At 71.4% G+C, this 26,848-nt stretch carries 19 protein-coding genes; 14 read left to right on the forward strand and 5 right to left on the reverse strand.

From position 1 onward, the window contains the following. Window positions 1-286: 286 nt before the first annotated feature. Window positions 287-784 carry an FBP domain-containing protein gene (locus ACZ48Z_RS06915; protein WP_468734742.1) on the reverse strand — a complete coding sequence of 166 codons (498 nt, stop codon included), beginning with the start codon at window positions 782-784 and terminating at the stop codon, window positions 287-289. 70 nt (window positions 785-854) lie between these two features. Between ACZ48Z_RS06915 and ACZ48Z_RS06920 the strand changes: the two genes are divergently transcribed. After that, window positions 855-1,424: a TetR/AcrR family transcriptional regulator gene (locus ACZ48Z_RS06920; protein WP_468734743.1), complete on the forward strand. Its 570-nt coding sequence runs from the start codon at window positions 855-857 to the stop codon at window positions 1,422-1,424. A gap of 16 nt (window positions 1,425-1,440) precedes the next feature. Next, complete coding sequence (locus ACZ48Z_RS06925; RefSeq protein ID WP_468734744.1) at window positions 1,441-2,610, forward strand: GDSL-type esterase/lipase family protein; 1,170 nt, start codon at window positions 1,441-1,443, stop codon at window positions 2,608-2,610. Between the two features lie 179 nt (window positions 2,611-2,789). Here the strand turns inward: ACZ48Z_RS06925 and ACZ48Z_RS06930 are convergent, their stop codons facing one another. Next, entirely contained in the window at window positions 2,790-3,581 is a 792-nt protein-coding gene (locus ACZ48Z_RS06930; protein WP_468734745.1) for a LysR substrate-binding domain-containing protein, read from the reverse strand. Window positions 3,582-3,639: 58 nt separating this feature from the next. On the opposite strand from ACZ48Z_RS06930, the gene ACZ48Z_RS06935 reads away from it, so the two are divergent. Next, window positions 3,640-4,023 carry a DUF5997 family protein gene (locus ACZ48Z_RS06935; RefSeq protein WP_468734746.1) on the forward strand — a complete coding sequence of 128 codons (384 nt, stop codon included), beginning with the start codon at window positions 3,640-3,642 and terminating at the stop codon, window positions 4,021-4,023. 75 nt (window positions 4,024-4,098) lie between these two features. Beyond that, window positions 4,099-6,270 carry a TerD family protein gene (locus ACZ48Z_RS06940; protein WP_468734747.1) on the forward strand — a complete coding sequence of 724 codons (2,172 nt, stop codon included), beginning with the start codon at window positions 4,099-4,101 and terminating at the stop codon, window positions 6,268-6,270. A gap of 209 nt (window positions 6,271-6,479) precedes the next feature. Here the strand turns inward: ACZ48Z_RS06940 and ACZ48Z_RS06945 are convergent, their stop codons facing one another. Continuing rightward, window positions 6,480-7,355, reverse strand: a complete 876-nt coding sequence (locus ACZ48Z_RS06945; RefSeq protein WP_468734748.1) for a fructosamine kinase family protein — start codon at window positions 7,353-7,355, stop codon at window positions 6,480-6,482. 172 nt (window positions 7,356-7,527) lie between these two features. On the opposite strand from ACZ48Z_RS06945, the gene ACZ48Z_RS06950 reads away from it, so the two are divergent. Genes ACZ48Z_RS06950 through ACZ48Z_RS06970 form a run of 5 tightly spaced genes read left to right on the forward strand, consistent with a single transcriptional unit; the run spans window position 7,528 to window position 12,889 of the window. Continuing rightward, window positions 7,528-8,862: an ABC transporter substrate-binding protein gene (locus ACZ48Z_RS06950; RefSeq protein WP_468734749.1), complete on the forward strand. Its 1,335-nt coding sequence runs from the start codon at window positions 7,528-7,530 to the stop codon at window positions 8,860-8,862. Further along, entirely contained in the window at window positions 8,859-9,764 is a 906-nt protein-coding gene (locus ACZ48Z_RS06955; protein WP_468734750.1) for a carbohydrate ABC transporter permease, read from the forward strand. The genes ACZ48Z_RS06950 and ACZ48Z_RS06955 overlap by 4 nt, the downstream gene beginning before the upstream one ends. Next, entirely contained in the window at window positions 9,761-10,705 is a 945-nt protein-coding gene (locus tag ACZ48Z_RS06960; protein WP_468734751.1) for a carbohydrate ABC transporter permease, read from the forward strand. Before ACZ48Z_RS06955 ends, ACZ48Z_RS06960 begins: the two co-directional genes overlap by 4 nt. A gap of 25 nt (window positions 10,706-10,730) precedes the next feature. Continuing rightward, a complete protein-coding gene (locus ACZ48Z_RS06965; RefSeq protein WP_468734752.1) occupies window positions 10,731-11,639 on the forward strand; it encodes a 5-dehydro-4-deoxyglucarate dehydratase in 909 nt (302 codons plus the stop codon). Beyond that, window positions 11,636-12,889 carry a glucarate dehydratase family protein gene (locus ACZ48Z_RS06970; RefSeq protein ID WP_468734753.1) on the forward strand — a complete coding sequence of 418 codons (1,254 nt, stop codon included), beginning with the start codon at window positions 11,636-11,638 and terminating at the stop codon, window positions 12,887-12,889. The genes ACZ48Z_RS06965 and ACZ48Z_RS06970 overlap by 4 nt, the downstream gene beginning before the upstream one ends. A gap of 97 nt (window positions 12,890-12,986) precedes the next feature. On the opposite strand, the gene ACZ48Z_RS06975 is transcribed toward ACZ48Z_RS06970, so the two are convergent. Continuing rightward, window positions 12,987-16,934 (reverse strand): nSTAND1 domain-containing NTPase, encoded by a 3,948-nt coding sequence (locus ACZ48Z_RS06975; protein WP_468734871.1) that lies wholly within the window; start codon window positions 16,932-16,934, stop codon window positions 12,987-12,989. Between the two features lie 249 nt (window positions 16,935-17,183). Here ACZ48Z_RS06975 and ACZ48Z_RS06980 point away from each other — a divergent pair, with 249 nt between their 5' ends. The 5 genes from ACZ48Z_RS06980 to ACZ48Z_RS07000 all read left to right on the forward strand — a co-directional run bounded on the left by ACZ48Z_RS06980 (window position 17,184) and on the right by ACZ48Z_RS07000 (window position 25,203). Beyond that, a complete protein-coding gene (locus ACZ48Z_RS06980) occupies window positions 17,184-17,648 on the forward strand; it encodes a hypothetical protein (RefSeq protein ID WP_468734754.1) in 465 nt (154 codons plus the stop codon). 355 nt (window positions 17,649-18,003) lie between these two features. Next, window positions 18,004-18,816 carry a hypothetical protein gene (locus ACZ48Z_RS06985; RefSeq protein WP_468734755.1) on the forward strand — a complete coding sequence of 271 codons (813 nt, stop codon included), beginning with the start codon at window positions 18,004-18,006 and terminating at the stop codon, window positions 18,814-18,816. A gap of 174 nt (window positions 18,817-18,990) precedes the next feature. Continuing rightward, a complete protein-coding gene (locus ACZ48Z_RS06990; protein ID WP_468734756.1) occupies window positions 18,991-20,046 on the forward strand; it encodes an NAD-dependent epimerase/dehydratase family protein in 1,056 nt (351 codons plus the stop codon). A gap of 138 nt (window positions 20,047-20,184) precedes the next feature. Then, complete coding sequence (locus tag ACZ48Z_RS06995; RefSeq protein WP_468734757.1) at window positions 20,185-21,888, forward strand: NlpC/P60 family protein; 1,704 nt, start codon at window positions 20,185-20,187, stop codon at window positions 21,886-21,888. Between the two features lie 411 nt (window positions 21,889-22,299). Beyond that, window positions 22,300-25,203, forward strand: a complete 2,904-nt coding sequence (locus ACZ48Z_RS07000; RefSeq protein ID WP_468734872.1) for a glycosyl hydrolase 115 family protein — start codon at window positions 22,300-22,302, stop codon at window positions 25,201-25,203. A 93-nt stretch (window positions 25,204-25,296) separates the two neighbouring features. Here ACZ48Z_RS07000 and ACZ48Z_RS07005 read toward each other — a convergent pair whose 3' ends face one another. Continuing rightward, window positions 25,297-26,772, reverse strand: coding sequence for an MFS transporter (locus ACZ48Z_RS07005; RefSeq protein WP_468734873.1), 1,476 nt, complete (start codon window positions 26,770-26,772; stop codon window positions 25,297-25,299). Window positions 26,773-26,848 lie beyond the last annotated feature (76 nt).

A 26,848-nucleotide genomic window follows, 5' to 3' on the forward strand; every position in this document is an offset into this window, starting at 1 on the left:
CCTGCGCTACCGACGTCCTGCGGCCTCGGTGCGCGTGCCGGGGAGGGCGTCGACGCCGGCTGCGGTTCGGCTGGGTCAGAAGGGGCGTGAGCCGATTCCACGGTCCGGTCAACCCGGTCGGCCGCGGCTTCGCCCCGGGTGCGGCCGAGGGTGAACTCCTGGGTGGCGACAGGGTCGCTCGGCCGGACCGACGGCCGGACCGACAGACGGACCGACAGACGGACGGTGGTGGACACCGCGCACCGGGCGGCATACGTCGCCTGAACTCCCCGGCGTCGCGGGCGCCTTACACGGTGCCCGTCACCTTGGCGACGAAGGCGGCGACGTTCGTCACGGTGCGCCGGATCTTCTCGTCCACGGTGAGCGTCTCGTGCAGCCGCGCACCGGGGCCCGCGTCCTTCTTGCCCCGCACATACAGCGAGCAGGCGAGGTCGTCGCACATGTAGGCGCCGACCGAGTTGCCCTGCTGTCCCGCCCTGCCCGCCCTCGGCGCCACCATCAGGGAGACCCCGCCGGTGTGGCCGGTCAGGCACATCGAGCACATGCTCCGCCGCGCCTGCCAGGAATGGGCGGCGGAGTTGCGCATGACGAGGGCCGTAGGGCGACCGTCCAACACTGCCACCAGGTAGGCACGGTCGGGGGCCTGCGGGTCACGCCACCCGAGGTGGTCCAGGTCCTCCCAGGGCCGGTCGGCCAGGTCGCGCGGGACGGACAGCCGCTTCGCCTCGCCCTTGGAGCAGTTCACGAAGGCGGCACGGATCTCTTGCTCGGTCAGCGGTTCCATACGCTCATGCTATTTTGCCTAAATGCTTTAGGCAAATGCATAATCGACTCCGGCACACGAGAGGACGGTCATGGCACGGGTTGGGCTGACCACGGAACGACTGGTGCGGGCGGGCGCGGAGCTGGCCGACGAGGTGGGCTTCGAGCAGGTGACCGTCTCCGAGCTCGCCCGGCGCTTCGACGTCAAGGTCGCGAGCCTGTACTCGCACGTCAGGAACTCCCAGGACCTCAAGACCCGGATCGCCCTGTTCTCCCTGGAGGAGCTGGCCGACCTGTCCGCCGACGCGGTGGCCGGACGGGCCGGCAAGGACGCCCTGACCGCCTTCGCGAACGTCTACCGCGACTACGCCCACGCGCACCCCGGCCGTGCCGCCGCGGCCCGGCTGCGGCTCGACCCCGAGACCGCGGCCGCCGGCGCGGGCGTACGGCACGCGCAGATGATGCGCGCGATCCTGCGCGGCTACGACCTGCCCGAACCCGACAGGACCCACGCCGTACGGCTGCTGGGCAGCACCTTCCACGGCTACGCGAGCCTGGAGGGGGCAGGAGGGTTCAGCCACAGCTCCCCCGACTCCGAGGCGTCCTGGAACCGGATCCTGGACGCCCTCGACACGCTGTTGCGCAACTGGCCCACCCGCTGACCGACAGGCTGAGGACATGCACGACTGGATCACCACACCCGTCACCGCCGACCTGCTGCGCGGCGCCCTGGACGTGGAGCGCACCGAGCTCGGGGTCCTGCCGCACCGTCTGCCCGCCCGGGCCCGCGCCCAGAACACCGACGAACAGCTCGCCATGGCGGAATCCCAGCCCTCGGGCGTACGGCTGGCCTTCCGCACCCGGGCCACGGCGGTGGAGCTGGACACGCTCCCCACCAAGCGGGCCTATGTGGGCGCCCCACCCCGCCCGGACGGTGTGTACGACCTGCTCGTCGACGGCCGCCCGGCCGGGCAGGGCAGTGTGCGCGCCGGCCATGTCATCACCGTCGACATGGCCGCGGGGACGTCCGAGACACGGCCCGGCCGGCCCGGCACCGTCCGGTTCGACGGACTGTCCGCCGGAGTCAAGGACGTCGAGATATGGCTCCCGCACAACGAGACCACCGAGCTGATCGCCCTGCGCACCGACGCCCCCGTCGAGCCCGCGTCGGCCCGTGATCGCCGGGTGTGGCTGCACCACGGCAGTTCCATCAGCCACGGCTCCGACGCGGCGAGCCCCACGCGCATCTGGCCCGCGGTCGCCGCGAGGCTCGGCGGCGTCGAGCTGATCAGCCTGGGCCTGGCCGGGAGCGCGCTGCTCGACCCGTTCACGGCACGGGCCGTACGGGACACCCCCGCCGACCTGATCAGCCTCAAGATCGGGATCAACATCGTCAACCACGACCTGATGCGGCTGCGCGCCTTCGGACCCGCGGTCCACGGCTTCCTCGACACGGTCCGCGAGGGCCACCCGGACACGCCCCTGCTGGTCGTCTCGCCCATCCTGTGCCCCCTCCACGAGGACACTCCGGGCCCCAGCTTCCCGGACTTCGGCGAGATCGGCGAGGGGCGGCTGCGGTTCCTGACGATGGGCGACCCCGCGGAGAAGGCGAGCGGGAAACTGACCCTGCGGGTGATCCGCGAGGAACTGACCCGGATCGTGAAGCAGCGGGCCGCCGAGGACCCGAACCTGCACCACCTGGACGGCCTCGAACTGTACGGCGAGGCCGACTCGGCGGAGCTGCCCCTGCCGGACGGCCTCCACCCGGACGCGGCGACGCATCGGCTGATCGGGGAACGCTTCGCCGGGTTGGCCTTCGGGGCCGACGGGCCGTACGGCAGCGACTGAGACGGCGGGCCACGCGTGCCGGGACATCCGGATCACCGGGCAGGTCCGGCTCGCCCGCCAAAACCACCACAGCCGGCTCCGGGCTCCGGGCTCCGGGCTCCGGGCTCCGGGCTCCGGGCTCCGGGCTCCGGGCTCCGGGCTCCGGGCTCCGGGCTCCGGGCTCCGGGCTCCGGGGAAAGCTAGCCCCTGCGCTTGGGCTTGCCCCGTCGGGCGCCCGCACTCTTCGTGCCGCCGGACCCGCCGCGGCCGCCCTTGGCGGCGCCGGAGGATGATCCCCGCGCCGCGCCCTTCCGGGCACCAGCGGCCGGCTTGCGTCCTTCGGTCTTCCCGGGCCGTTGCTTGCCCTCCGGCTCCGGTTGCGTGCGCCCCCGCGAACTGTTGACGGTCCGCCCCCGCACGATCCCGATGAAGTCCTCGACCATGTCCGTGGTCGCGTCCTCACGCCAGGAAAGCGCCACGCCGGACTCCGGCGCGTCGGTGACCGGCCGGTAGGTGAGGTCGCGGCGGTGGTGGAGGCGGGCCAGGGACTGCGGGACGACGAGGACGCCGATGTTCGCCGCCACCAGCTCGACGGCGTCCGCCGTGGTGGCGGGGCGTTCGAAGGCCGGCTCGCCGGGAGGCCGGTCCCAGCCCATCACGTCGTCGAGCGGGTGGATGACGACCTCGTCGGCCAGATCCTCCAGGGTCACCTCTTCCGCCGCGGTCACCACGTGGTCCTTGGGGACCACGACCACGGTCGTCTCGGTGTAGAGGGGAATCGCGCTGAACACCGTACGGTCCACCGGCAGCCGTACGAGAGCGGCGTCCGCGGTTCCGTCCCGCAGCGCGTCGGAGGCCTCGGCGACGCTGACCTGGAGGAGTTCCAGGGGGATGTCCGGCAGGCGCTCCTTCCAGATCCGCACCCACTTGGCGGGCGTCACCCCGGGGACGTACGCGAGCCGGAAGGAGGGGGATGCTGGTAGGTCTGTCACGCGGCCAGGCTACCCACTGTGGTCGGCGGCCCCGTGCGCGGCCGATAGTCTTGATTCCATGAAGTCGCACCAGAGCGCCCAGACGATGAAGCCCGCGACCGCGGCGAAGAAGCTGGGTGTGTACCTCCCCGCCACCCCCGCCGAGTTCCAGGAGGGTGTCGTCTCGCGCGCCGAGCTGGACGCGTTCCAGGCGAACCCGCCCCAGTGGCTGCAGGACCTGCGGAACAACGGCCCGCACCCCCGCCCGGTCGTCGCGGCGAGGCTGGGTGTGTCCATCGCGGGTCTCGCCCGTGGCGGGGTCACCGAGGCGCTCACCACCGAGCAGATCGAGGCGCTGCGCCAGGACCGGCCGGAGTGGCTGGAGAAGGAGCGCGCCACGCAGGCGGAGGTCCGCAAGGAGACCGCGCGCATCAAGGAGAAGAACCAGGCCGCGCAGGACTGACCGGAGGGCCTCCGGGGCCGGCGTCCGCGGAAAACTCCCGTGCGCCGGGTCGAACACCTCTGCGACCATGCCGGAATGGTCCACCGTCTGGAACGCATGGTCATCCGGCACACCCTTCGCCTCCCCTCCCCCGCGGGCCCCGCCGGGCAGGGCGACGTCGTGGCGCGGCAGTTCGACGCCGCGCTGATGTCCGTCGGCTTCAAGCTGTCCGCGGACGCGCTGAAGCGGTTGTCGGGACTGTCCGGGGGCACGGTCGTCGACACCGCCGTGCGCACACTGGACACGGTGCGCGAGATGGCCGGCGACCATGTGCGGCACAACGTCTACTTCAAGGACTTCCCGGCGAACGTCCCGGACACCTTCGCGTTCTGGATGCGGTGCGTGACCGAGGCGCTGGAGGACGGCAAGGCCCGCCCGGGTGTCCTCGCCCAGCTCCGCAGCGGCGTCGTCAACCTGCTCACCCTGCCGTCGTACGGCGACTACCGGCACACCTACGACGAGATGCTCGCCGCGCATGACGAGCTGACGGCCGCGGTGGGTGACCGGTTGACCGTCCTGCACCTGGGCGGCCCGCTGGACGACGAGGTCAGCGCCCTCTACCTGGCGCTGGCCGGCAGCACCACGCCGCTCGGTGACGAGCACCTGGCCGATCTCGGGGTCCTCGCCGGGCACTGCGCGGACGGCCCCCAGCCGGAGGCGATCCCGGTGCGGGAGAACCGTGCCGTCGTCAACGCGGCCCGGCTGCAGGCGGGTTCGACCCTGCTGCTCGACACCGTCACCGATGTGCTGCGGCTGGCCTGCGCGTTGTCGGGTGGGGACGTGTCCCTCCAGGAGCCGACCCGGTTCCGGGCGCTGTCGCGGCCGGCCCGCCGGGCCCTGCTCGCGGGGCTCGACTCGGTCGTGACGCAGGCCCCGGCCAAGGTGGCCGACGTCCTCACGCACCGCGAGGCGTTCAAGCGGCTCGGCGAGCGTCTGCACCCGCACGAGTACCCGCAGTGGCCGGGTGCCGCCGAGGTGTTCGCCGTCGCCCGGGGCGAGAAGAAGGCGTACACGTTCGACGGCCGGGTCGAGGCGCTGCTCGGCGCGGACGACGTCACCGGGGCCGCGGAACTGCTCAGGTCCGCGCCGGGCAAGCTCTTCCGTGCGCTGGACCGGCTGCTGCGCACCGCCTCCACGCAGGAGGAGCGGGACGCCGTGGTGGCGGCGGCCGAGCAGGTCGTCGGGCAAGTGTCCGGGCGGGTCGTGCTGTCGGTGCGTGAGTACCTGCACAACCGGGGCGAGGAGACGGACCGCCGGAGGGTGTTCATCAACCGGGCCGGGCGCGCGCATGTCGTCGACGACACGCGTGCGGCCGTACCGGAGACGGACCGGGAGCGGCTGATCGCCGTGTTCGACGCGGAGATCGGCCGTCGACTCCCGGCCCCGGAGCGGCTGTTGGTCGACCCGGACGTCCTCGACGTGGCGCTTCCGCTCAGCGGGCGGGCGACAGCCGCCGGGCTCGGGGTGCTGCCGCGCGGGTCGGTCTCGCCGGTCGACGGGGAGCTGCTGCGGTTCTTCGTGTACTGGAAGCAGGCGCAGCGGATCACCGACTACGACCTGTCGGCGCTGCTGCTGGACGCGCGGTACGACACGGTGTCGTGGCTGTCGTACACCAACCTCAGGGAGGTGGAGGGCGAGCACTCCGGGGACATCACCAACGCACCCGACGGCGCATCGGAGTTCATCAACCTGCGGCTCGGGAAGGTGCGGGCCACGTACATCGTCCCGCAGGTCAACATCTACTCCGGGGAGGGGTTCGAGGAGGCCGAGGAGTCGTTCTTCGGGTTCATGCTGCGCGAGGCCGAGCAGCGGGGGCGTCCCTTCGAGGCGCGTACCGTGCGGATGAAGTCGGAGCTGCGCGGGCCGGGCCGGGTGGCGCTGCCGCTGGCGTTCCGGCGTGCGGAGGACGGGAGTTGGCACGCCCGCTGGCTCCACCTGTACCTGAAGGGCAGTCCGTCGCAGAACCGGGTCGAGGACAACCGGGCGTCGGTGGCGACGCTGGTGCGCGGCATCGTCGAGCGCGAGCAGCTCACGGTCAGGTATCTGACCGGGCTGATGGCGAACGGCGGCACCGAAGTGGCGACTTGGGATCCCGGGTCGGTGCCGGACGTGCCGGTCACGTACATCGGCCTGGAGCGTCCCGAGGGGCTGCATCCGGACTCGGTGGTCATCACCCCGGAAAACCTGCGCGACTTGATCCCCGAGTGACTGTTAGCGTGTGTCCTGGCGAGGCCATGAAAGGGCTTCCTTCTCACCGGTCTCACCACCGGGCCTCCAAAGCTCCAGCCCTTTCGCTTTCCTCGCCACTGACGTCGTACCGGGCGACGAGGCCATGAGGGGACTTCCTTCTACTCCACTCTGCAAAAGTCCAGCCCCTTCGCTTTCCTCGCGCTCGTAGGCGGTCCTGGAACGGTTTCTCACCGTTCCAGGACCGCCTTCGCCGTGCTGAGCGCCTGTTCCGCGTACCCCCGCCCGAACAGCACGGCGTGCACCAGCAGCGGGAAGAGCTGGTGCAGCCCGATGCGGGCGGCCCGGCCGTCGGCGAGGGGCGCCGCCTGTTCGTAGCCGCGCAGCACCTCGTCCAGGTGCGGGCAGCCGAAGAGGTGGAGCATCGCGAGGTCGGTCTCGCGGTGGCCGCCGTGCGCGGCGGGGTCGATCAGCCAGGCGTGGCCGTCGGCGCCCCACAGCACGTTGCCGTTCCACAGGTCGCCGTGGAGCCGGGCGGGCGGCTCGGCGGGTCCCGCGAGATCCGGCAGCCGGTCACAGAGCCGCTCGATCACGTCGGCCTCGGGGAGGGTGACCGTGCCGTCGTCCACCGCGCGGCGCAGATACGGCAGTACCCGGTGCTCGGCGTACCACTCGGGCCAGGAATCGCCCTCGGTGTTGCGCATGGGCGCCCGCCCGATGTACGCCTCGCGCGGACCGCCCGGTGGCGGAGAGCCGAAGGCGGGGGCGCCGGTGGCGTGCAGGCCGGCCAGGGCCCGGCCCAGGCCGAGCGCCGCGTCCCGGTTCGGCCGGCCCCGCACAACCAGGTCGGTCACCAGCAGACGGGCGTCCTGTCCGTACACCGTCGGCACCCGCACGGTCCGCGCCTCGGCCAGCCAGCGCAGCCCCGCCGCTTCCGCCCGCGCCTCCTCGATCGTGTCGGCGCGCTTGATCATGAGCGCGTGCCCGCCGTCGAGCGTGACCTCGGTGAGGGCGCCGGACAGGGGCCGTACGGCGGTCACCGGGCGGCCGGTGAGCCGTGCCGCCGCGGCGCCTGGCCCTTCCTCGTCGTACACGTTCGTGTTCATGGTCAGTCACGGTGGCTCAGCCTCTGCTTGTGCGCAACAACGTTGTCAGCGGCCTTGCGCAGGCTCCGTGAAATCTCCGAGCCATGTCTTGACATACGGCCGAAACGATTCGTAGCTTGGGCGATCATTTAGATTCGTGAAGCGGGTTCACGAATATGAACGGAGAGTACCCATGGGCGATCGCCGACGACGCCGCCGCCTGGCCGCGGCGGCCACCGTCGCGGGATTGATGTTCGGAACGGCCGCCTGTGGCTCCGGCTCCGACAGCGCCGGCAGTGGTGACCCGAACACGCTGGAGGTCTGGACCCGGAGCAATCCGGACTCGGCCGCCACCTACGACCGGGTCTTCGCCGCCTTCACCAAGAAGACCGGCATCAGGATCGACTACCAGCCGGTCATCAACTTCGACCAGCAGCTCCAGAGCCGCGCGTCCATCAAGGACCTGCCCGACGTCATGATCAACGACACGGCGCTGATGGGCAGTTACCAGAGCCAGGGCCTGCTCAAGCCGATCGACCCCGCCTCGATCACGGGCGGCGAGCAGATCACCGACAAGTCCTGGGCATCCACCGTCGGCATCGACGGCAAGCACTACGGCATCCCGTACTCCCGTCAGGCCCAGACCCTGATGATCCGCACGGACTGGCTGAAGAAGCTCGGGCTCAAGACGCCGACGACCTGGCAGGAGATGCTCTCCGTCGCCAAGGCCTTCGCCACCGAGGACCCGGACGGCGACGGCAAGGCCGACACCTACGGCATCGTCGCGCCGGGAAGCGGCCAGAACGGCTACGCGGCCTGGTGGGGCGCGAGCTTCCTGTGGCAGGGCGGCGCGCAGATCATCAAGCCGGACGGCAAGGGCACCTACACCCCGGCCATGGACTCGGCCGCCGCAGTGAACACCGTGAGCTGGATGAAGGACAACCTGTTCTGCGGGGCCAAGGGCATCCTCCAGCCCGGCGCCATCACCGCCGTCACGTCCACGGCCACCAACTTCCAGGACGGCAACGCCGGGATGTACATGACGGGCCCGTACAACATCACCACCTTCGACGCCACGCCCGGCAAGGACAAGTACGAGGTCGTCCCCGCCCCCGCGGGCCCGGCCGGCGGTGATGTGCTGGCCGACGGCGAGAACGTCTACCTCGGCGCCAAGACCGGCAAGGACAGGCAGGAACTGGCCCTGGCCGCCTTCCTCGTCTCGCCCGAGGGCCAGAAGATCGCCATGACCAGCGTCGACGGCCACCAGCCCGTCGTACGCATCCCCGTGAACTCCACGCTGGACGCCGCGAAGGTCAGGAACGACGCCCGCTGGAGTGTCGTGCAGAAGGCCTACGAGGACGCCTCCCAGCAGTTCCCGAACGCGCCGGACTTCGCCCCGATCAAGCAGGACACCGCCGACGCGCTCAACTCGATCTTCACGTACTGCGGCGGTGACGTCCGCTCGCAGCTGCGGGAGCTCAACGACACGCTCGCCGGTGACCTCAAGGACCAGGACCTGCTGAAATGACTGCTACCGTCCCCGCTCCCGTGGCCCGCAGGGCCTTCAACAGGAGAGCCGTCGTTCCCTGGCTGTTCCTGGCTCCCGGCCTGCTGCTCGCCCTCGTCTTCAAGTTCTGGCCGATGGCCAAGGGCATCTGGCTCAGCTTCTTCGACGTGCGGCCCTTCCTCGGCGACAAGTGGATCGGTGTCGAGAACTACACCCGGGTCCTGACCGACCACCGCTTCCAGGACGCCATCGGGCACACCCTGATCCTGGGCATCGGCCAGGCGGTCGGCGCGATCCTGCTCGGGTTCGCCCTCGCGCTGCTGCTTGAGGGCCAGGCCCGCTCGCTGAAGTTCCTCCGCACCGCCGTCTTCCTGCCCGCCGTCACGGCCACCGCGGTCGTCGGCGAGCTGTGGCGGCTGATGTACTACCCGACCTCCGACGGCCTGCTCAACAGCGGTCTGCACCTCTTCGGGCTCGGGCCGGTGCAGTACCTCGACAACCCGGGCATCGCGCTGTACTCGACGATGGTGATGGGCATCTGGATCTGGGCCCCGTACAACATGGTGATCTTCCTCGCCGGCCTCGCGGGCGTGGACCGTTCGCTGTACGAGGCGGCGGCGATGGACGGCGTCTCCCTGTGGCAGCGGCTGCGGTACGTCACGCTGCCCGCGATCCGTCCGGCGCTCATGATCGTGCTCACGCTCGCCACGATCCGCGGACTGCGCGTCTTCACCGAGGTCTACGTCCTCACCGGCGGCGGCCCCGCCGGGTCCACGGACGTGTGGATGACCCGCGCCTACACCCTGGGCTTCACCCGCAACGACATCGGCGGCGCCTCCGCGGCCTCGGTCGTCCTGCTCTGCGTGACCCTCCTGCTCACCCTCATGGTCAACAGCCTCCGCAAGAGGGGAGAAGCGCGATGAGCGCCCCCGTCATCGACCCCGTCCGGCCGGCGGCCCCTGACACCCCGGCCGGACGGAGCGCCAAGGCGCAACGGACCACCCCGGCCCGCTTCGACACCGCCCTCGGCTGGGACGACAGGCCCGGCCTCGCCTGGGCCCTGCGCATCCTGCTCTGCCTGATCGCCCTCGCCGTGTTCGCGGCGCCGTTCCTGACGATCTTCTCGGGCGCCTTCACCACCAACCCGAGCGGCTCCTCGCTGTCGTTCCTGCCGCACGACAGCACGCTGTCGAACTTCACGGTGGCGGGCGAGCGCGGCATCTGGGACTACCTCGGCAACTCGCTGGTCATCGCGGGCGGCGGCCTGCTGCTCCAGCTCGTGGTGTGCACGCTGGCCGCGTACGCGCTGGCCCGGCACCGGTTCCGCGGCCAGGCCCTGATCATGATGCTGTTCATGATGACGCTGATGCTCCCCGAGGAGGTCATCGCGATCCCCCTGTCCCTGGTCCTCGGTGACGTGCCCGTCGTCCACCTGGACCTCAAGGGCACGGTCTGGGGCGTCATCCTGCCGCTGGGCGCCTGGGGCTTCTCCGTGATGATGCTGACCGAGTTCATGCGGGACATCCCCACCGAGATCGAGGAGGCGGCCCGCCTGGACGGGGTCGGCGAACTGCGGATGCTGTGGCAGATCATCCTGCCGCTGTGCAAGCCCGCCCTCGGCGTGGCCGGTGTCCTCGGCTTCATCATGATCTGGGACCAGTACCTGCTGCCCCTGATCGCCGCCAAGGACCCCACCGACTACACCGTCACCGTCGCCCTGTCCATCCTGCGCACCGACCCCGAGGTCGGCTCCGGCGTGGTCCTCGCCGGTGCGGTCATCGCCCTGATACCCAGCCTCGTCGTCTACCTGCTCCTCCAGCGCTCGCTGGTCACCGGCATCGCCGCCGGTGCCACCAAGGGCTGACCGACCCCCCACGTTTGAGGGAGACATGAAGTTCCAAGGAGTGCTGTTCTTCCCGGTGACCCCGTTCGCCGCGGACGGCTCGCTGGACGAGGAACGGCTCGCCCAGCACATCGAGAACGGCGTCGCGGACGGGGCGGGCGGCGTGTTCGTCGCCTGCGGCACCGGTGAGTTCCACGCGCTGACGCCCGACGAGATCGAGCGGGCCACCCGGGTCGCGGTCGAGACGACCGCGGGCCGGGTACCGGTCCTCGCTGCGGCGGGCGGCCCCACCCCGGTCGCCCGCGACCATGCCGCCCGGGTCGCCCGCGCGGGCGCCGACGGCATCCTGCTGCTCCCGCCGTACCTCGTGACGGCCCCGCAGCGGGGCCTGGTGCGGTACGTCGAGGAGGTCACCGCCGCGAGCGACCTGCCCGTCGTCTTCTACCAGCGCGGCACCGCCCGCCTCACCGCGGACACGGCCGCCGAGATCGCCGCACTGCCCAAGGTCGTCGGCCTCAAGGACGGCCTCGGCGACATCGAGCGGATGCACCGCATCGTGCGCGCGGTGCGGGCCGTGCCCGGCACCGAGAACTTCCAGTTCTTCAACGGCCTGCCGACGGCGGAGATGACCGCGCCCGCGTATCAGGGCATCGGCGTCCCGCTGTACTCCTCCGCCGTGTTCGCCTTCGCGCCCGAGATCGCCCTCGCCTTCCACCGGGCGCTCGCCGAGGGCGACCGGCCGCTGGTGGACACCCTCCTCGACGAGTTCTACGGCCCCCTCGTCCAGCTCCGCGACGAGGTACCGGGGTATGCCGTGGCGCTCGTCAAGTCCGGAGTGGCCCTGCGTGGACTGGACGTCGGTGGCGTGCGCGCGCCCCTCGTCGATCCGAGCCCCGAGCACGTCGCGCGGTTGGCGAAGCTCATCGACCGCGGTCTGGAGGTGGTCGCCGCATGAGCGAGCCGACCCGCATCAAGGAACTGGTCGTCACCCCCATCGCCTTCCGCGACCCGCCGCTGCTCAACTCCAACGGTGTCCACGAGCCGCTGGCCCTGCGGATCATCCTCCAACTCGTGCTGGAGGACGGCACGGTGGGCCTCGGCGAGTCACCCGGTGGGGTCGCCCGCCTGGAGCGACTCGATGCGGCGGCCAAGGTGGTCGTCGGCATGGACGTCTTCGACACCACCGCCGTCTCGGCCGCGATCGACGCCGCCCTGCTGCCCACGGTGCCTTCGAGTCACGAGCGCGGCTGGACCTCCTCGGCCGTCGAGGTGGCGTGCCTCGACGCCCAGGGCAAGCTGCTCGGCCGCCCGGTCAGCGACCTGCTCGGCGGGACGGTCCGGGACTCGGTGCCGTTCGCCGCGTACCTCTTCTACAAGTGGGCCGAGCACCCGGCCCTCGACGGCCGTGCCGCCGTCGGCGACGACTGGGGCGCGGCCCTGGACCCGGCCGGCATCGTGGAGCAGGCCCGGCTGATGCAGGAGCGGTACGGGTTCAGGTCGTTCAAGCTGAAGGGCGGTGTCTTCCCGCCCGACGAGGAGATCGCCGCGATCAAGGCGCTCGCGGAGGCCTTCCCCGGTCAGCCGCTGCGCCTGGACCCCAACACGGCCTGGACGGTGGAGACGTCTGCGTACGTGGCCCGTGAACTCGACGGTGTCCTGGAGTATCTGGAGGACCCGACCAAGGGCATCGAGGGCATGGCCGCGGTGGCGCAGGACGCGCCGATGCCGCTGGGCACCAACATGTGCGTGATCGCCTGGGAGCACCTGAGGCCGGCGATCGAGCAGAACGCGATCCAGGTCCTGCTGACCGACCACCACTACTGGGGCGGTCTGCGGCGCACCCGTGAACTGGCCGCGGTCTGCGAGGCGTTCGGGCTCGCCCTGTCCATGCACTCCAACTCGCACCTGGGCATCAGCCTGGCCGCCATGACCCATGTGGCCGCGGCGATCCCGAACCTCGACCACTCCTGCGACACGCACTACCCGTGGAACTCTGCGGACGACGTCATCCGCCCAGGCGTCCTGGAGTTCCGCGACGGCGAGGTCAGGGTGCCGGCCGGGCCCGGGCTCGGGGTGGAACTCGACCACGACGCCCTGGACCGGCTGCACCGTCTCTACGTCGACTCAGGGGTACGCAGCCGCGACGACACCGGATACATGCGGCGGTTCCGGCCCGACTACGAACTCAGGCTCCCCCGCTGGTGACATGACCCCCATGAGGCAAGGCGTCCGGCGATCCCGGGCGCCTTGCCTTTTGCCGGCCGCGCTCCCCCGTTCCGCCGTCCGGCCGGCGCTGTTTCGCTCAACTTCCTTTCGGGCAGCGGTTCGTGGGCAGGTCCGGCATGAGCTGTTGCCACCGGGGCCCGGCCGGTGCCCGGGTCAGTCGGCACACGTCGGCGGCGCGGGCGCCCACGTCGGGATTCCACAGCCTCACGCTGCCGTCGATGCCGCTGCTGGCCAGGGTCCGCCCGTCCGGGGCGAACGTCACGCCCCACACAGCACTGGTGTGACCGGTGAGGGTGGCCAGCGGACCCCGTTCCGGCAGGTCCCAGAGCCGCACGGTGCGGTCGTTGCCGCTGCTGGCCAGGGTGCGCCCGTCCGGGCTGAAAGCGAGCCCGCGGACCGCTCCGGTGTGCCCGGTGAACGTGACTGCCGCCCGGTGCCGGGCGTAGTCCCACAGCCGTATGGTGCCGTCGTTGCCGCTGCTGGCCAGGGTCCGCCCGTCCGGGGCGAACGCCACGGCGCGTACGGCGCCGGTGTGCCCGGTGAGCGTGGCGAGCGGCAACCGCCGGGGAACGTCCCACAACCGCACGGTCAGGTCGTCGCTCGCGCTCGCGAGGGTGCGGCCGTCACGGCTGAACGCCACGGCGTTCACGAAGTCCGTGTGTCCGGTGAGGGTGGCCAGCAGCTGTCTGCGGGCCACGTCCCACAACCGGACCGTGCCGTCCGGACCGGCTGACGCCAGTGTCCGGCCGTCGGGGGCGAAGGCCACCGAGAACACCGCACCCTTGTGACCGCGCAGCGCTCCGAGCGGCCGACGCCCGGCGACGTCCCACAACCGCACCGTGCCGCCGGAGCCCGCCGAGGCCAACGTCCGGCCGTCGGGGGCGAACGCCACGGAGAACACCGCACCCTTGTGTCCCCGCAGCACTCCGAGCGGCCGACGCCCGGGCACGTCCCACAGGCGCACGGTGTGATCCGCGTCGGCGGCGGCCAGCACCCGCCCGCCCGGGCTGAACGCGGCATGCCAGACCTCCGTGAACGGGCGTGCCGTCAGCGCCGAGCGGCTCAGGTCCCACAGCACGACGGACTCGTCGAACCCCGCCGTGGCCAGCAGCGTGCCCCGGGGGTCCAGCGCCACTCCCAGCACGTAGTCGGTGTGCCCCGACAGGGTGGTCGTGATCTGGTGGCTGCGGACGTCCCACAGGCGCACCGCGCCGTCGCCGCCGGCGCCGATCACCGTGGTGGAGTCGGGGGTGAAGGAGACGGCGTTCACATCGTCGCTGGTGCCCGCGAGGGTGGCGGTGGCCCGAAGCTTCGCCCTGTCCCACAGGCGTACGACGCGGTCGGCGCCGCCCGAGGCGACCGTACGCCCGTCGGGAGCGAACGCCACGCCGAGGACCTCGGCGGTGTGACCGGCGAGGACAGCCGGGTGCCTGTGCCCGGCCGTGTCCCACAGCCGTACGGTGTGGTCGGAACCGCCCGAGGCCAGGGTCCGTCCGTCGGGGCTGAAGGCCAGGGCGTTGATGCCCTCACCGTGGCCCGGGAACGTGACGATCGGCCGGTACCGTCCGGTGGCCCGCCACAGGGTGATAGTGCCGTCGGAACCCGCGGACCCCAGTGTCCGCCCGTCAGGGGCGTAGGCGACGGCCCTGACCGGGGCGTCGGTGCTGAGCGTGGCGACGGCCCGGCGCCCGGTCACGTCCCACACCCGTACGGCGCCACCCGCCGCGCCCGCAACGCCCGCAACGCCCGCAACGCCCGCAACGCCCGCAGCCAGCGTGCGCCCGTCGGGGCTGAAGGCCACCGAGCGCACCTTGCCGCCCGCGGCGAAGACCGCGGCCCGGCGGCGCTCGTCGGTCCGCCAGAGCCTGACCGTACCGTCGCTGCTCCCGGTGGCCAGCACCCTGTCCTTCGGCGCGAAGGCCACGGTGTTGACCGGTCCCGAGTGCCCGGTCAACCGGCCGGAGAAGTACTGCGCCTGGGTGCTGAGCAGGGCGCCGCGAGCCTCTGTGGTCGGCTCGGTGCGAAACGCTTCGGAGGCGAGCAGCATGGCAGCCTCCGGCTGCGCGCTCGCCATCGCGGTCGACCGTTCCGCCAGTGACTGGGACAGCGTGACGCGGCTCTGCCGCAGCGCTTCGGACCGCTGCTGGTAAGCGAGTCCGCCCGCGGTGACGGTCAGGACCAGCAGCACCGCGAGGACGGCGAGCAGATGGCGTTGTTTGCGCGCCTGGCGCCGCGCGGCCTCCTGGCGCCGGAGCTCCTCGGCCCGGCTCGCCTGGAAGAACTCCGTTTCCCCCGGGCCGAGTTCGGCCCGGTCCGCCACCTCCCGCGACCATTCGTCGACGGCGGACAACCGGGACCCCCGGTACAGGAGCGACGGGTCGCGCCTCTCGCGCTCCCATTCCGCGGCCGCGTCGGCGAGCTGCTGCCGGATCAGCAGTCCGGCCCGGTCGGCGTGGATCCAGCCGCGCAACCTGGGCCAGACATGCAGCAGCGCCTCGTGGGTGATCTCGACGGTGTCCCGGTCGACCGTGATCAACCGGGCCCGCACGAAGGCGTCGAGGGCCACGACGGCCGCCGCGGGATCGGCAAGCTGCTCCAGCAGGACCGTGCGGTTCAGCCGGCGCCGGGTCTCCTCGCTTCCGTCGCCGAGCTGGACCAGCCGGACCAACGCCTGCCGGATCATGGTCTGTTCGGCGGGATGCAGGCGGGCGAAGCCGGTCTCCGCCGTCCTCGCGACGGCACCCTGGATGCCACCGCTGCGTTCGTAGCCCGCGATGGTCAGGGTACGGCCGTCCCGGCGCTGCCAGGCGGCCATCAGCGCATGGGAGAGCAGCGGGAGCGCGCCCGGCGGTGCGGGCGCCGACTCGTCCCGGTCGGCCGGTCCCGGCGCGCCGTCCGCTCTCTGCGATGCGGCCGTCGGATCCGAGCGCAGTCCCACGTCCCGCAACAACAACTGGACCAGGCCGGGGGCGAGCACGAGGCCGGCCTGCCGGGCCGGGCGGGTGATCGACTCGCGCAGTTCCCGGACGGTCATCGGCCGCAGTACGAACAGTCCCGCAGCGAACACCGCGGCCAGCTCGGGATGGTCCAGGCAGCGGCCGGTGAAGTCGGCCCGCATCCCGAGGACCACCACCGCCGTCACGTCGCCGGACTCGGCGTCGTCCGCCTTGCCTCGCATCGACAGGGCACACAGAGCCCGGATGAAGGCGCGCCGTTCGGCCTCGTCCGGGCAGAGGGTGAAGACCTCCTCGAACTGGTCCACCAACAGCACCAGCCGGGCCGGGGGCGGTTCGCGATCGTGCCGTCCGTCCTGTGCACGATCCCCCGCCGGGGCCCGGTCCCTCGCCCGGGCGACCGCGGCGGACAGCCTCGCCGGGTCCTCGCGCAGTTCCTCGGCCGTGATGCCCGGATCCGCGCCCAACACCTTGGACGTCCGTGCCAGGAGTTCGTCGAGGGGGTGGGCCGTGGGAGTAAGGGCCACGACCGGCCACTCGCGTGACCCGGCCATCGGCAGTGCGCCGTTGCGCAACGCGGGGACGAGTCCGGCGTTGAGCAGTGACGACTTGCCCGCCCCCGACGGTGCCACCAGCAACAGCGGTCCGTTGCCCACCCGTTCGAAGAGCCGGTCCACCAGTGCGGCCGTCGCGCGCTCACGCCCGAAGAACCGGTGGGCGTCCTGCGCTGTGAAGGCGGCCAGACCCCGGTAGGGGCAGTCCTGCCCCGGCCCCCGCGGCCGCTCGGGCCCCGCGGCGGCCGGGACGTCCTGCGACAGGCGTAAGAGGGTGCCGCCCGCGCGCAGTGCCTCGTCGCAACGGCGTGCGACATCCGGTGTGACCGGCTTGCTCCCGTTCTCGATCTTGCTCAGGTAGCCCTTGCTGTAGTGCACCCGCTGGGCGAGTGCGGTGAGTGACAGTCCGCTCCGGTTCCTGAGACGTCTCAGCTCGGAGGGGAAGTCCGGCGCCCTGTCGCCGGTTCTGCCCTCGTCGGCCCCTTCGTCACCCTGGTCCCCCGTCGCGTGCGGCATCTCGACCACGCCACCTCTCCACGGCGGTCCGCGTCCCCCGTCGGTCACGCCTCGCACCGCCGCCCCATGTCCACGCTACCGCCGGGTCAGTTGGGGCACCGGCGGCGATCAGAGGCAGGTGTTTCCCTGTTTCCCATTGCCGGAGGTCGACGGGAAACACCTCGACATGCCCATGGCCTGGGCCGAAGGCTCGGAACGCGAGTCGGCCACCGAGCCGGCTCACGCAGAGGAACCTTCAGGGAGGGAACCATGAGGACCCGTACTCTTTCGGCCGTTGTGGCGGGGTCGGCCACCGCCGCGCTCCTGCTGTCCGGCGTCGGCACGGCCGCGGCCGTGCCGGCCAAGTCGGACAAGCCCAGCAAGGCCTCCACGCCCGCCACGACCAAGGCAGCCGCCAATCCGGCCAGGGCGGCCTGGGACGGCTACGTCTACCTCTACTACAGCACCGCCTCCAACAGTGCCTGGACCTCCTTCTACGGCCCCGTCCCGGACTTCGCCGGATACACCTTCAACCACGGCGTCGACGGGTACGGCCAGGGCGTGAAGAACAACGTCAACTGGGCGTGGAACAACGACGCGTCCTGGGCCGCGAACATTTGGTACAACGAGAACTACACGGGCGCGGTGGACACCCTGTACCCGGGCGAGTCACGCCAGTTGAAGGTCGGGGTGCGCAACGACAACGCCTCCCTGAACTGGACCTACGTGGGCTGATCCCGGTACGCGTGGCGGCGGGCCGCGGAGACGGAACGACTCCCTCCCGGCCCACCGCTGTCCCGGCCCGCCGCTGTCCCCGTTCGCCGCGACGCCCTCGCAGCGCCGGCCCACCCCGTCATCCGACCGTCCACAGGAGGAGACGTCCATGCGCATGCCCTCAACAGCCTCTGTTGGAAGGGGTGTTCGCGCCGCCGCGGCTCTCGGCGCGCTGGCCGGCCTCGTCGCCGTCACCGGTTGTTCGGAGGGAACCGGAGCAGCCGCCGACCGGCCGCGGGAGTCCGCCACGACACATCAGGGCAGCGCGGCCGGCCAAGAACCGCCTGCGACAGCCGGGACACCGGTGCTCCTTGGCGTGACGTCGCTGGTCCTGCCGATCGAGCCGTATCTGTTCACCAACCGCCAGATGACCGGCGTCCTCCGTGCCCGGCAGGCACTGGTGGTCCCGTGCATGCGCCGGTTCGGCATCGAGTGGCCCGTCTCCGGCTCCGAGCCGGATGCCGGTGCCGGAACGGCATCCGGCATGAAGAACGCGGCCAACATGTCACGCCGCTACGGCATCACGGATCCCGCGGTCGCAGCACGCCTCGGATACCACCTGGCACCCGACGCCCGGCAGCGGCCCGCCAAAGACCCGTCCGCCCGTCCGCCGAACGCCGACACCCTGGCCGTACTGACCGGACGTACCGCCGAGGGCGCCCCGGCCCCTGCCCGCCACCACGGCCGGGTCATACCGCAGGGCGGCTGCCAGGGGGAGGCGACCGCGCGCATCTCCGGCGGTCCGCAACAGCTGGGCAACGACCAACTGGCCAGTGAGATCAACATCGTCAGCTACCAGCGGTCGACGACCGACCCCCGTGTCACGGCGGTCTTCCGCGCGTGGTCGGCGTGTATGCGCGAGCGCGGCTACTCGTACGCCGCGCCCACCGAGGCCCCCGGCAAGGACCCGCGGTTCACGGGACCGGCACCCACGCGGGCGGAGATCTCGCTGGCGCGCGCGGATGTGGCGTGCAAGCGGGAGACCAACGTGATCGGCGTCTGGTTCACCGTGGACTCCGCCTACCAGCGGCAGATGATGGCCTCGAAGAGCGGGGAACTGGCCCGCGCGAAGAACGCCATCCGCACCCAGACGGCGACCGCGGACCGCCTCCTGGGCGGCGGCCCCTGAAGGCACCGCAGCGGACGAGGCCGCCAAGCCGTCCGGCAGGCCGAACCTCCCCGGTAACTCCGCCGACGGGCACATCGTGGGCGTTTCACCGCCGCAGCCGGAAGGTCACGCGATCGACTCCCGCCAAAGATCCACCGGTGCTTCAATGTCAGCCCCGGGTGGAGGAGCGGCGGCATGGGTGCGGAGTCGGGCAGAGTCCTGGTGACCGGCGGCAGCGGATTCGTCGGCAGCCACCTGGTGCGGCGGCTGCTGGAGCGCGGCTACGAGGTGCACACCACCGTACGCAGCCTCGCCAACACGGCGAAGACTGCGCCACTGCGGGCGATGCAGGAGGAGTTCCCGGGCAGGCTCACGCTGTTCGAGGCAGACCTGCTGCACGAGGGGTCCTTCGACGAGGCGATGTCGGGCTGTCGTGTCGTCTTCCACGTCGCCTCGCCGTTCTTCATGCCGGAGAAGATCAAGGACGGCCAGCGGGACATGGTCGACCCGGCCCTGATCGGCACCCGCAACGTCCTGTCCGCCGTGGAGCGGACACCGACGGTGGAGCGGCTGGTGTTCACCTCCACCGTCGGCGCGATCTTCGGCGACTACGCCGACGTACGGGACATGGACGGGCAGATCCTGTCGGAGAGGTACTTCAACACCTCCAGCACGGTGGAGAACAACCCGTACCACTACGCCAAGACGGTCGCCGAGCGGGCGGCCTGGGACGCGGAGGCCTCGCAGGACCGCTGGCGCATGGTGTCCGTCAACCCCGGCCTGATCCTGGGCCCGTCGCTCACGCCCGCCTCCGAGTCCGGCAGCCTCTTCCTCCTGGAGGAGCTCTTCAAGGGCTACTTCTTCTACGGCGCCCCCGACTTCAGCTTCACCACGGTGGACGTCCGCGACGTGGCCGACGCGCACATCGCGGCCGCGGAGAGGCCCGATGCGAAGGGCCGGTACATCCTGGCCGCGGAGACGATGACGTCGTTCCAGGACATGGCCCGCATCATCCGTACCCGCCACCCCCGCGGCCTGCGCATCCCGCGCACCGCGCTCCCGCACTGGCCGGTGCGCGTCCTGGGCCCCGCCTTCGGCCTCACCCAGGACTACATCCGCAAGCACCTCGGCATCCGCTTCCGGGTGGACAACAGCCGCAGTGTGCAGGAACTGGGCATCACCTACCGTCCGGTCGAGGAAACGGTCCTCGACCACTACCAGACCTGGCTCCGGCAGCGGGGCAAACGATGATCCGCATCGGGAGCGCCGGTCCTTACGCGACGAAGGTCACAGGCACATCTCACACTTTTCACGCTTCAACCTTCACGCGAGCCACACAAGTTGGCTAAGTTGACGGGCGAGCAGCACGACGGAAGGGGCACATCTTTCATGGCGCCGGATCGAACTTCGCGCAATGGAGGGTCCAGCCTCCCGGCCAAGCGCAACTCCGCGCTCGCCACGGCCGCGATGGCCTCGGCGGCGCTCCTCTCCCAGACCGGGAACGCCGCAGCGGACGAGGGGCCGAGCCACGACGAGGTGAGCCGGCGGATCACCAACCTGTACGACCGCGCCGAGAACGACTCCGGCACGTACAACGCCACACGCGCTGCCGCGACGGCGTCGAGCCCACGTGGCCGAACCGCGTCGGGTACCGGCGGCGGCCGGGGATCCGAGAGCGAGCCCGGCCTGGATGCCATCGCCCGGCAGTGGTACGGCGTGGCCCGCGCGAAGCTGGGCCCGTTCGTCGAGGCGACCCTGCCTGCCGACCGGGTCGCGGCCCGCCCTGCCGAGACACGGCGTCCGCGCCCGGCCGAGGCCTCCGCGGCACGTGAACAGAAGCCTGCCGAACGGTCCGTTCCGGAGCTCACCGCCAAGCCCGTGCTCGCCCTGCCGAGCGCACCGCAGACGGCACCGGCCGCGCTCACCGCCGCACCGGACCCTTCGCCCGTGTGGGCGCCGGAACCGATCCCGCAGAACCTCTCCGGCACGGGCGAGATCCCCACCGTGAACATCCCGCAGCCCGTCACGGGTTTCCCGGAGTACCCCGCGCAGGCCGGCACCGGCATCCCGGAGTACACCGGCCAGGCCACCACGAGCTTCCCGGAGTACGGCGGTCAACTCGGCACCGGCCTGCCGGAATACACGGCACAGGCCACCACGGGCTTCCCGGCATACGGTGCACAGCTCAGCACGGGCCTGCCGGAATACACCACGCAGGTCAGCACGGGGATACCCGACCGCAGCGGACAGCTCGGTACGGCGATGCCTGCCGAGTACGCCGCGCAGAGCACCGGATTCCCCGAATACTCGGGCCAGTTCAACACCGGCTTCGCCGAGACCACCGGCCAGTTCAGCACCGGACTTCCCCAGATCACCGGCGCATACAGCACCGGACTTCCCGAGACCACCGGCACGTACAGCACCGGACTTCCCGAATACACCGGCCAATTCGACGCCGGTCTCCCCCGGACCACCGGCCAGTTCAGCGCTGTCGCCCCCGGCTACACCGCTCAGCCCACCACGGGCTTCCCCGAGTACACCGCGGGTTTCGGCACCCCGCTCACCGCGCTCGCGTCCCCGCCGGTCGACTCCACCCAGGCCGTCCCGGTCGTCGCCCAGGGCGTCCCGTTCATCCCGGCTCCCCGCGCTCCCGAGCCGGAGTGGCAGGCACCGCAGGCGGCCCCGGCCCCCGTGGACCCCGCCTCCGCGCTGCCCTCCGCGGACCCCGGGTACGACTCGAAGGTCATCCAGGTGCTCGCCTTCGCCCGCTCCCAGATCGGGAAGCCCTGCGTCTGGGGTGCGGCGGGCCCGGGGTCGTACGACAATTCGGGGCTCACCCAGGCCGCCTGGAAGGTGGCCGGTGTCTCGCTGCCCCGCACGGCCGTGGGCCAGGCGAGCTCCGGCACGGCAGTCGAGCTCTACGCCATGCAACCCGGTGACCTGGTCTTCTTCCACGACGACTTGAGCCATGTCGGGCTGTGCACCGGCAACGGCATGATGATCCACGCGCCGGGCCCGGGGTCGTCCATCCGCGAGGAGTCGATCTACCCGACCGGTGAGTCGATCATCCGCGGCGCGGTAAGGCCCGCGTGACCCGAACAGCCACGCGGGCGGTGTGACCCGAAGGGCCACACCGCCGGCCCGGCACGACGGACCCTACGGTCCGGCCGACGCGACGGGCCCGCTGCCGCCCTGAGGCGACATCTGCGCGGCGCGACACGGCCCGAACGCGCGACGCGCACAGACCCACGGACCACGGACCACGGACCACGTGACCCGGAGGGCCCTGCAGTCGGCCGGACGTGACGGGCATGCGGCCGACCTGACGCGACGTATCCGCGAACACGAGAACACACGACGCCACTCCCCTCACGCAGGCCTCTGGACGCCCGACACCCCCTCCCCTATGGTTCCGGAGAAAGCGCTTTCTGGCCTGACCGTGCCAATCTGGGGGAGCGTCTCGTGCCGCACCAGCAATGGACCCGCAAGTCCTTCCTCCGGGGAATGGCCGCCGTCGGCGCGGCCCCCTTCCTCCCCGCCCTGATCCCGGCGGACGCCCACGCGTCCCCCTCGGGCCGCCCCGACTTCCCGCTGGCGGCGGGAGGCACGGCCGTCGGCATCTTCGTGGACCCGGCGGACGACCCCGCCGTGGCCCGCGCCGCCGGTGACCTCCAGGCGGACGTCGAACGGGTCTCCGGGGCGAGCCCTGACCTGCTCCGCACGCTGCCCCGAAGCGCCCCCCTGCTCGTCCTGGTGGGCACCCTCGGCGCGAGTCCCGCCATCGACCGGCTCGTGGCGCAGGGCCGTCTGGACGTGTCCCGGGTGAAGGGCCGCTGGGAGGCCTCGGTGACCCAGGTGATCGAGCATCCCTCGCCCGGCGTGGACCGCGCGCTGGTGATCGCGGGCAGCGACCGGCGCGGCACGGTCTACGGGATCTACGACACCTCGGAACGCATCGGCGTCTCCCCCTGGTACTGGTGGGCCGACGTGCCCGTCGAGCGCCGGGACACGGTGACGGTGCCGGCAGGCCGCTTCGAGCGCCGTGAACCGTCGGTCCGCTATCGCGGCGTCTTCATCAACGACGAGCAGAACCTGACCACTTGGTCCCACCGCACCCAGGAACCCGACAAGAACATCGGCCCCGAGACGTACAAGCGCGTCTTCGAGCTGCTGCTCCGCCTCAAGGCCAACTACCTGTGGCCTGCCATGCATCCGTACTCCGACTTCTTCAACAAGTACCGGGAGAACCCCGAACTCGCCGACCGCTACGGCATCGTCGTCGGCTCCAGCCACCCCGAGGCCCTGCTTCGCAACGGCGTCCACGAGTGGGAGCCGTGGATCGCGGAGCACCCGAACCCGGACGGCAGCGCGCCGGTGTACGACTACACGGTCAACCCCGCCGTCATCTCCGACTACTGGCGAGCCCGGGCGCGACAGAACGCCGCGTACGAGAGCAGTTGGACGCTCGGCATGCGCGGTCTGCACGACAGCGCGCTGGAGACGAAGAACGCCACGACGATCCCGGAGAAGGTCGTCGTGATGAACGACATCATCGCCGACCAGCGCCGCATCCTCGCCGAAGAGGTCGGCCCGGTGGTCGAGCCGCAGATCTTCATCCCGTACAAGGAGGTCCTGGAGCTGTACAACGCGGGCGTCCGGGTCCCCGACGACGTCACGCTGATCTGGCCGGACGACAACTTCGGCAACATGCGCCAGCTGCCGAACGAGGCGGAGCGGGCGCGCTCGGGCGGCAACGGGATCTACTACCACCTCTCCTACTGGGGCCGTCCGAAGAGCTACCTGTGGTTGGACACCACCCAGGTGGCCAAGGTCTGGCAGGAGTTGCGGCGGGTGTACGAGCACGGCACCGACCGCATGTGGATCTTCAACGTCGGTGACCTCAAGTCGATCGAGACCGGCCTGTCGTTCGCGATGGACATGGCCTGGGACGTGGACCGCCGGGAGGCCGACGGCGTCGAGGACTTCCTGGCCGAGTGGGCCGGGAAGCAGTTCGGGCGGCTCCACGCCCGGGAGATCGCCGAGATCCGCACGGAGTACTACCGTCTCGCCGGGGAGCTGCGCCCCGAGTTCATCGCTCCGGGCATCCTCTCGGTCGTCCATCACGGCGACGAGGCGGGGCGCAGGATGGCGGCGTACGACCAACTGCTCGCCCGCGTCCGGACGGTGGGCGCCGAGCTGCCCGAGGCCTACCGGGACGCCTTCTACGAGCTGGTCGAATACCCGGTGCACGGCGCGTACTTGATGAACCTGAAGTACTACTGGGCGGACCGCAACGCGCTCGCCGTCCGCCAGGGCCGGGGTGCCGGGGCGAACCGCTTCGCGGACCTGGCGCTGGCCGCGCACACCGCGGAGGCGGCGCTCACCAGCCGGTACAACACCCAGGTGGCGGGCGGGAAGTGGGACGGGTACATCAATCCGTATCCGTCCCAGATACCCAAGGCGCCGGGACGCCCGGCCGTCACCAGGGTGACCCGTCAGGAGACCTCCGGGCTCGGGGTGGCGGCCGAGGGGAACGAGATCGGGGCGGCCCGGCCGCTGTCGTTCTCCTCGTACACCCGCGACCGGCGCTTCGTCGACGTCTTCAACACCGGGTTCCTGCCCCTGGACTGGACGGCCGAGGCCAGTCATCCCTGGGTGGTGCTGAGCACGGCGGGCGGCTCGCTCACCGAGCAGCGGCGGGTGTGGGTGGAGATCGACTGGGAGCGGGTTCCCGAGGGTGCGCGGGAGGCCGTCGTCGCCTTCACGGGCGCCGGGCAGCGCTTCGACGTGCCCCTGCGCGTGGTCAACGGTCCCGCACGGGCCCGTGGTTTCGCCGAGGCCCACGGTCACGTGTCGATCGACGCCGCGCACGCCGACCGGCGGGTGGCGCGAGGCGGCTGCCGCTGGCGGACCGTGCGGGGCCTCGGACGTCGTACGGGAGCCGTCGAGGCCGTGCCCTCCACGGCGGTTCCGGTCACCGGTGACTTCGCCTCCCGTGCGCCCGAGTTGAGGTACCGGGTGTGGTTCGACAGCACCGGTACCTTCCCCGTCGCCGTCTTCAGGCTGCCCTCCCTCGACGAGCGCGGGCAGCGCCGGGTGGCCGTCGGGCTCGACGACCAGCCGGTCACCGTGCTGTCGGGGCAGGCCTTCGCGACCGGGAACCGGGGGGACGCCTGGGCCCGCCAGGTGGAGGACGGCGTCGAGAAGCTGACCACCACGGTGACGGTCGCCGAGGCGGGGGAGCATGTGCTGCGGATCTTCATGGTCGATCCGGCGATCGCGGTGGACCAGATCGTGATCGACACGGGCGGGCTGCCCGCCGCCTATCTCGCGCCGCCGGAGAGCTTCCATCCGCTGTTCAACCCCGAGCCCGCTCCGGGTCCGGTCCTTCAGGCACCGGACCAGTAGGCCCGCACGAGTCGCGGCCGGCCCGGCCGTCCGGTGGGGAGACAGGCGTAGCCGACGGGCCGGTGCCGCGCGCCCCGCGGCTCGGGCTCGTCCCTACGGCGGTGGCGGGCCGCCCTTGAGGCGTTCCAGGTCGGACGGGCGGACCTGGATCACCACGACGGCGATGATCGCGGCGAGCACGGTGAAGATCGCGGCCATGACGAAGGCGGCCGAGGCACCGGCGGTGAGGACCTCGTCGGACCAGGGCCGCGGGAGTACACGGGTGCGTTCGAAGAGCGCGCGCTCGCCCGGGGTGGCCTGCGCGAGGAAGCGGGGGACCTGCTTGTCCGCCTCGTTGGTACTGGCCGTGCCGAACATGGTGACCAGGATGGACAGCCCCAGTGAACCGCCCACCTGCTGCGTGGCGTTGAGGAGTCCGGAGGCCGCGCCGGTCTCCTCGGTGGGGACGTCGGACAGCGCCATCAACGTCAGCGAGACGAACTCCATGCCCATGCCGAGGCTGAACACGAGCATCGGCCCGAGGACGCTGCCCGCGTAGGTGGAATGGACGTCGGTCAGGGTCAGCCAGCCGAGACCGGCCGCGGCCAGGACCGCTCCCCCCACCATGAACGGCTTGGGCCCGTACGTGGGCAGGAACCGCGAGGCGAGCCCGGCGCCGATCGCGATGACCACGCTGACCGGCAGGAACGCGAACCCGGTCGCCAGCGGGCTGAAGTCCAGCACGTTCTGGGTGAAGAGCGTCAGGAAGAAGAACATCCCGAAGATCGCGGCGGCCAGGCACAGCATGATGCCGTAGGTGCCCGCGCGGTTGCGGTCGGCGAACATGTGCAGCGGCGTGATCGGCTGCCGGGACCGCCTCTCGACCAGGACGAACACCACGAGGAGCAGCACGGCCGCGGCGAACGACGCCAGCGTGAGCGCGTCCCGCCAGCCCTCCTGGGCAGCCCGGATGAAGCCGTACACCAGCAGCACCATGCCGCCGGTGGAGGTCAGCGCGCCGGTGATGTCGAGGCTGCCGGGATGGCGTTCGGACTCCCTGATCCAGCGGGGCGTGGCGAGCGCGATGAGCAGTCCGATCGGGACGTTGACGAAGAGCACCCACCGCCAGTTCAGCCACTCGACGAGGACCCCGCCGGCGAGCAGCCCGATCGCGCCGCCGCCCGCCGAGACGGCGGCGAAGACGCCGAACGCCCGGTTGCGTTCCGGTCCTTCGCGGAAGGTCGTGCTGATCAGGGCGAGGGAGGTCGGGGAGGCGACGGCGCCGCCGACGCCCTGGAGGGCGCGGGCGGCGAGGAGTTGTGTCTCGTTCTGGGCGAGGCCGCCGAGCAGCGAGGCGAGCACGAACAGCAGCACTCCGCAGATGAACACCCGCCGTCTGCCGAGGATGTCCCCGGCCCGTCCGCCGAGCAGCAGCAGTCCGCCGAAGGTGAGGGTGTACGCGTTGACCACCCAGGCCAGGCTGGTGGTCGAGAAGTCGAGTGCGCGCTGGATGTCCGGGAGCGCGATGTTCACGATGGTGATGTCGAGCACCACCATCAACTGGCAGGACGCGATGACCAGCAGGGCCATGGAGTTCCCACCGCCACCGGAGTCCGGTGTGGTGGTCCGTGGAGCAGAACTCGCCTGCGGGTCGGTGCTCATGGTC

This window comes from Streptomyces sp. NPDC031225 (assembly GCF_055570355.1).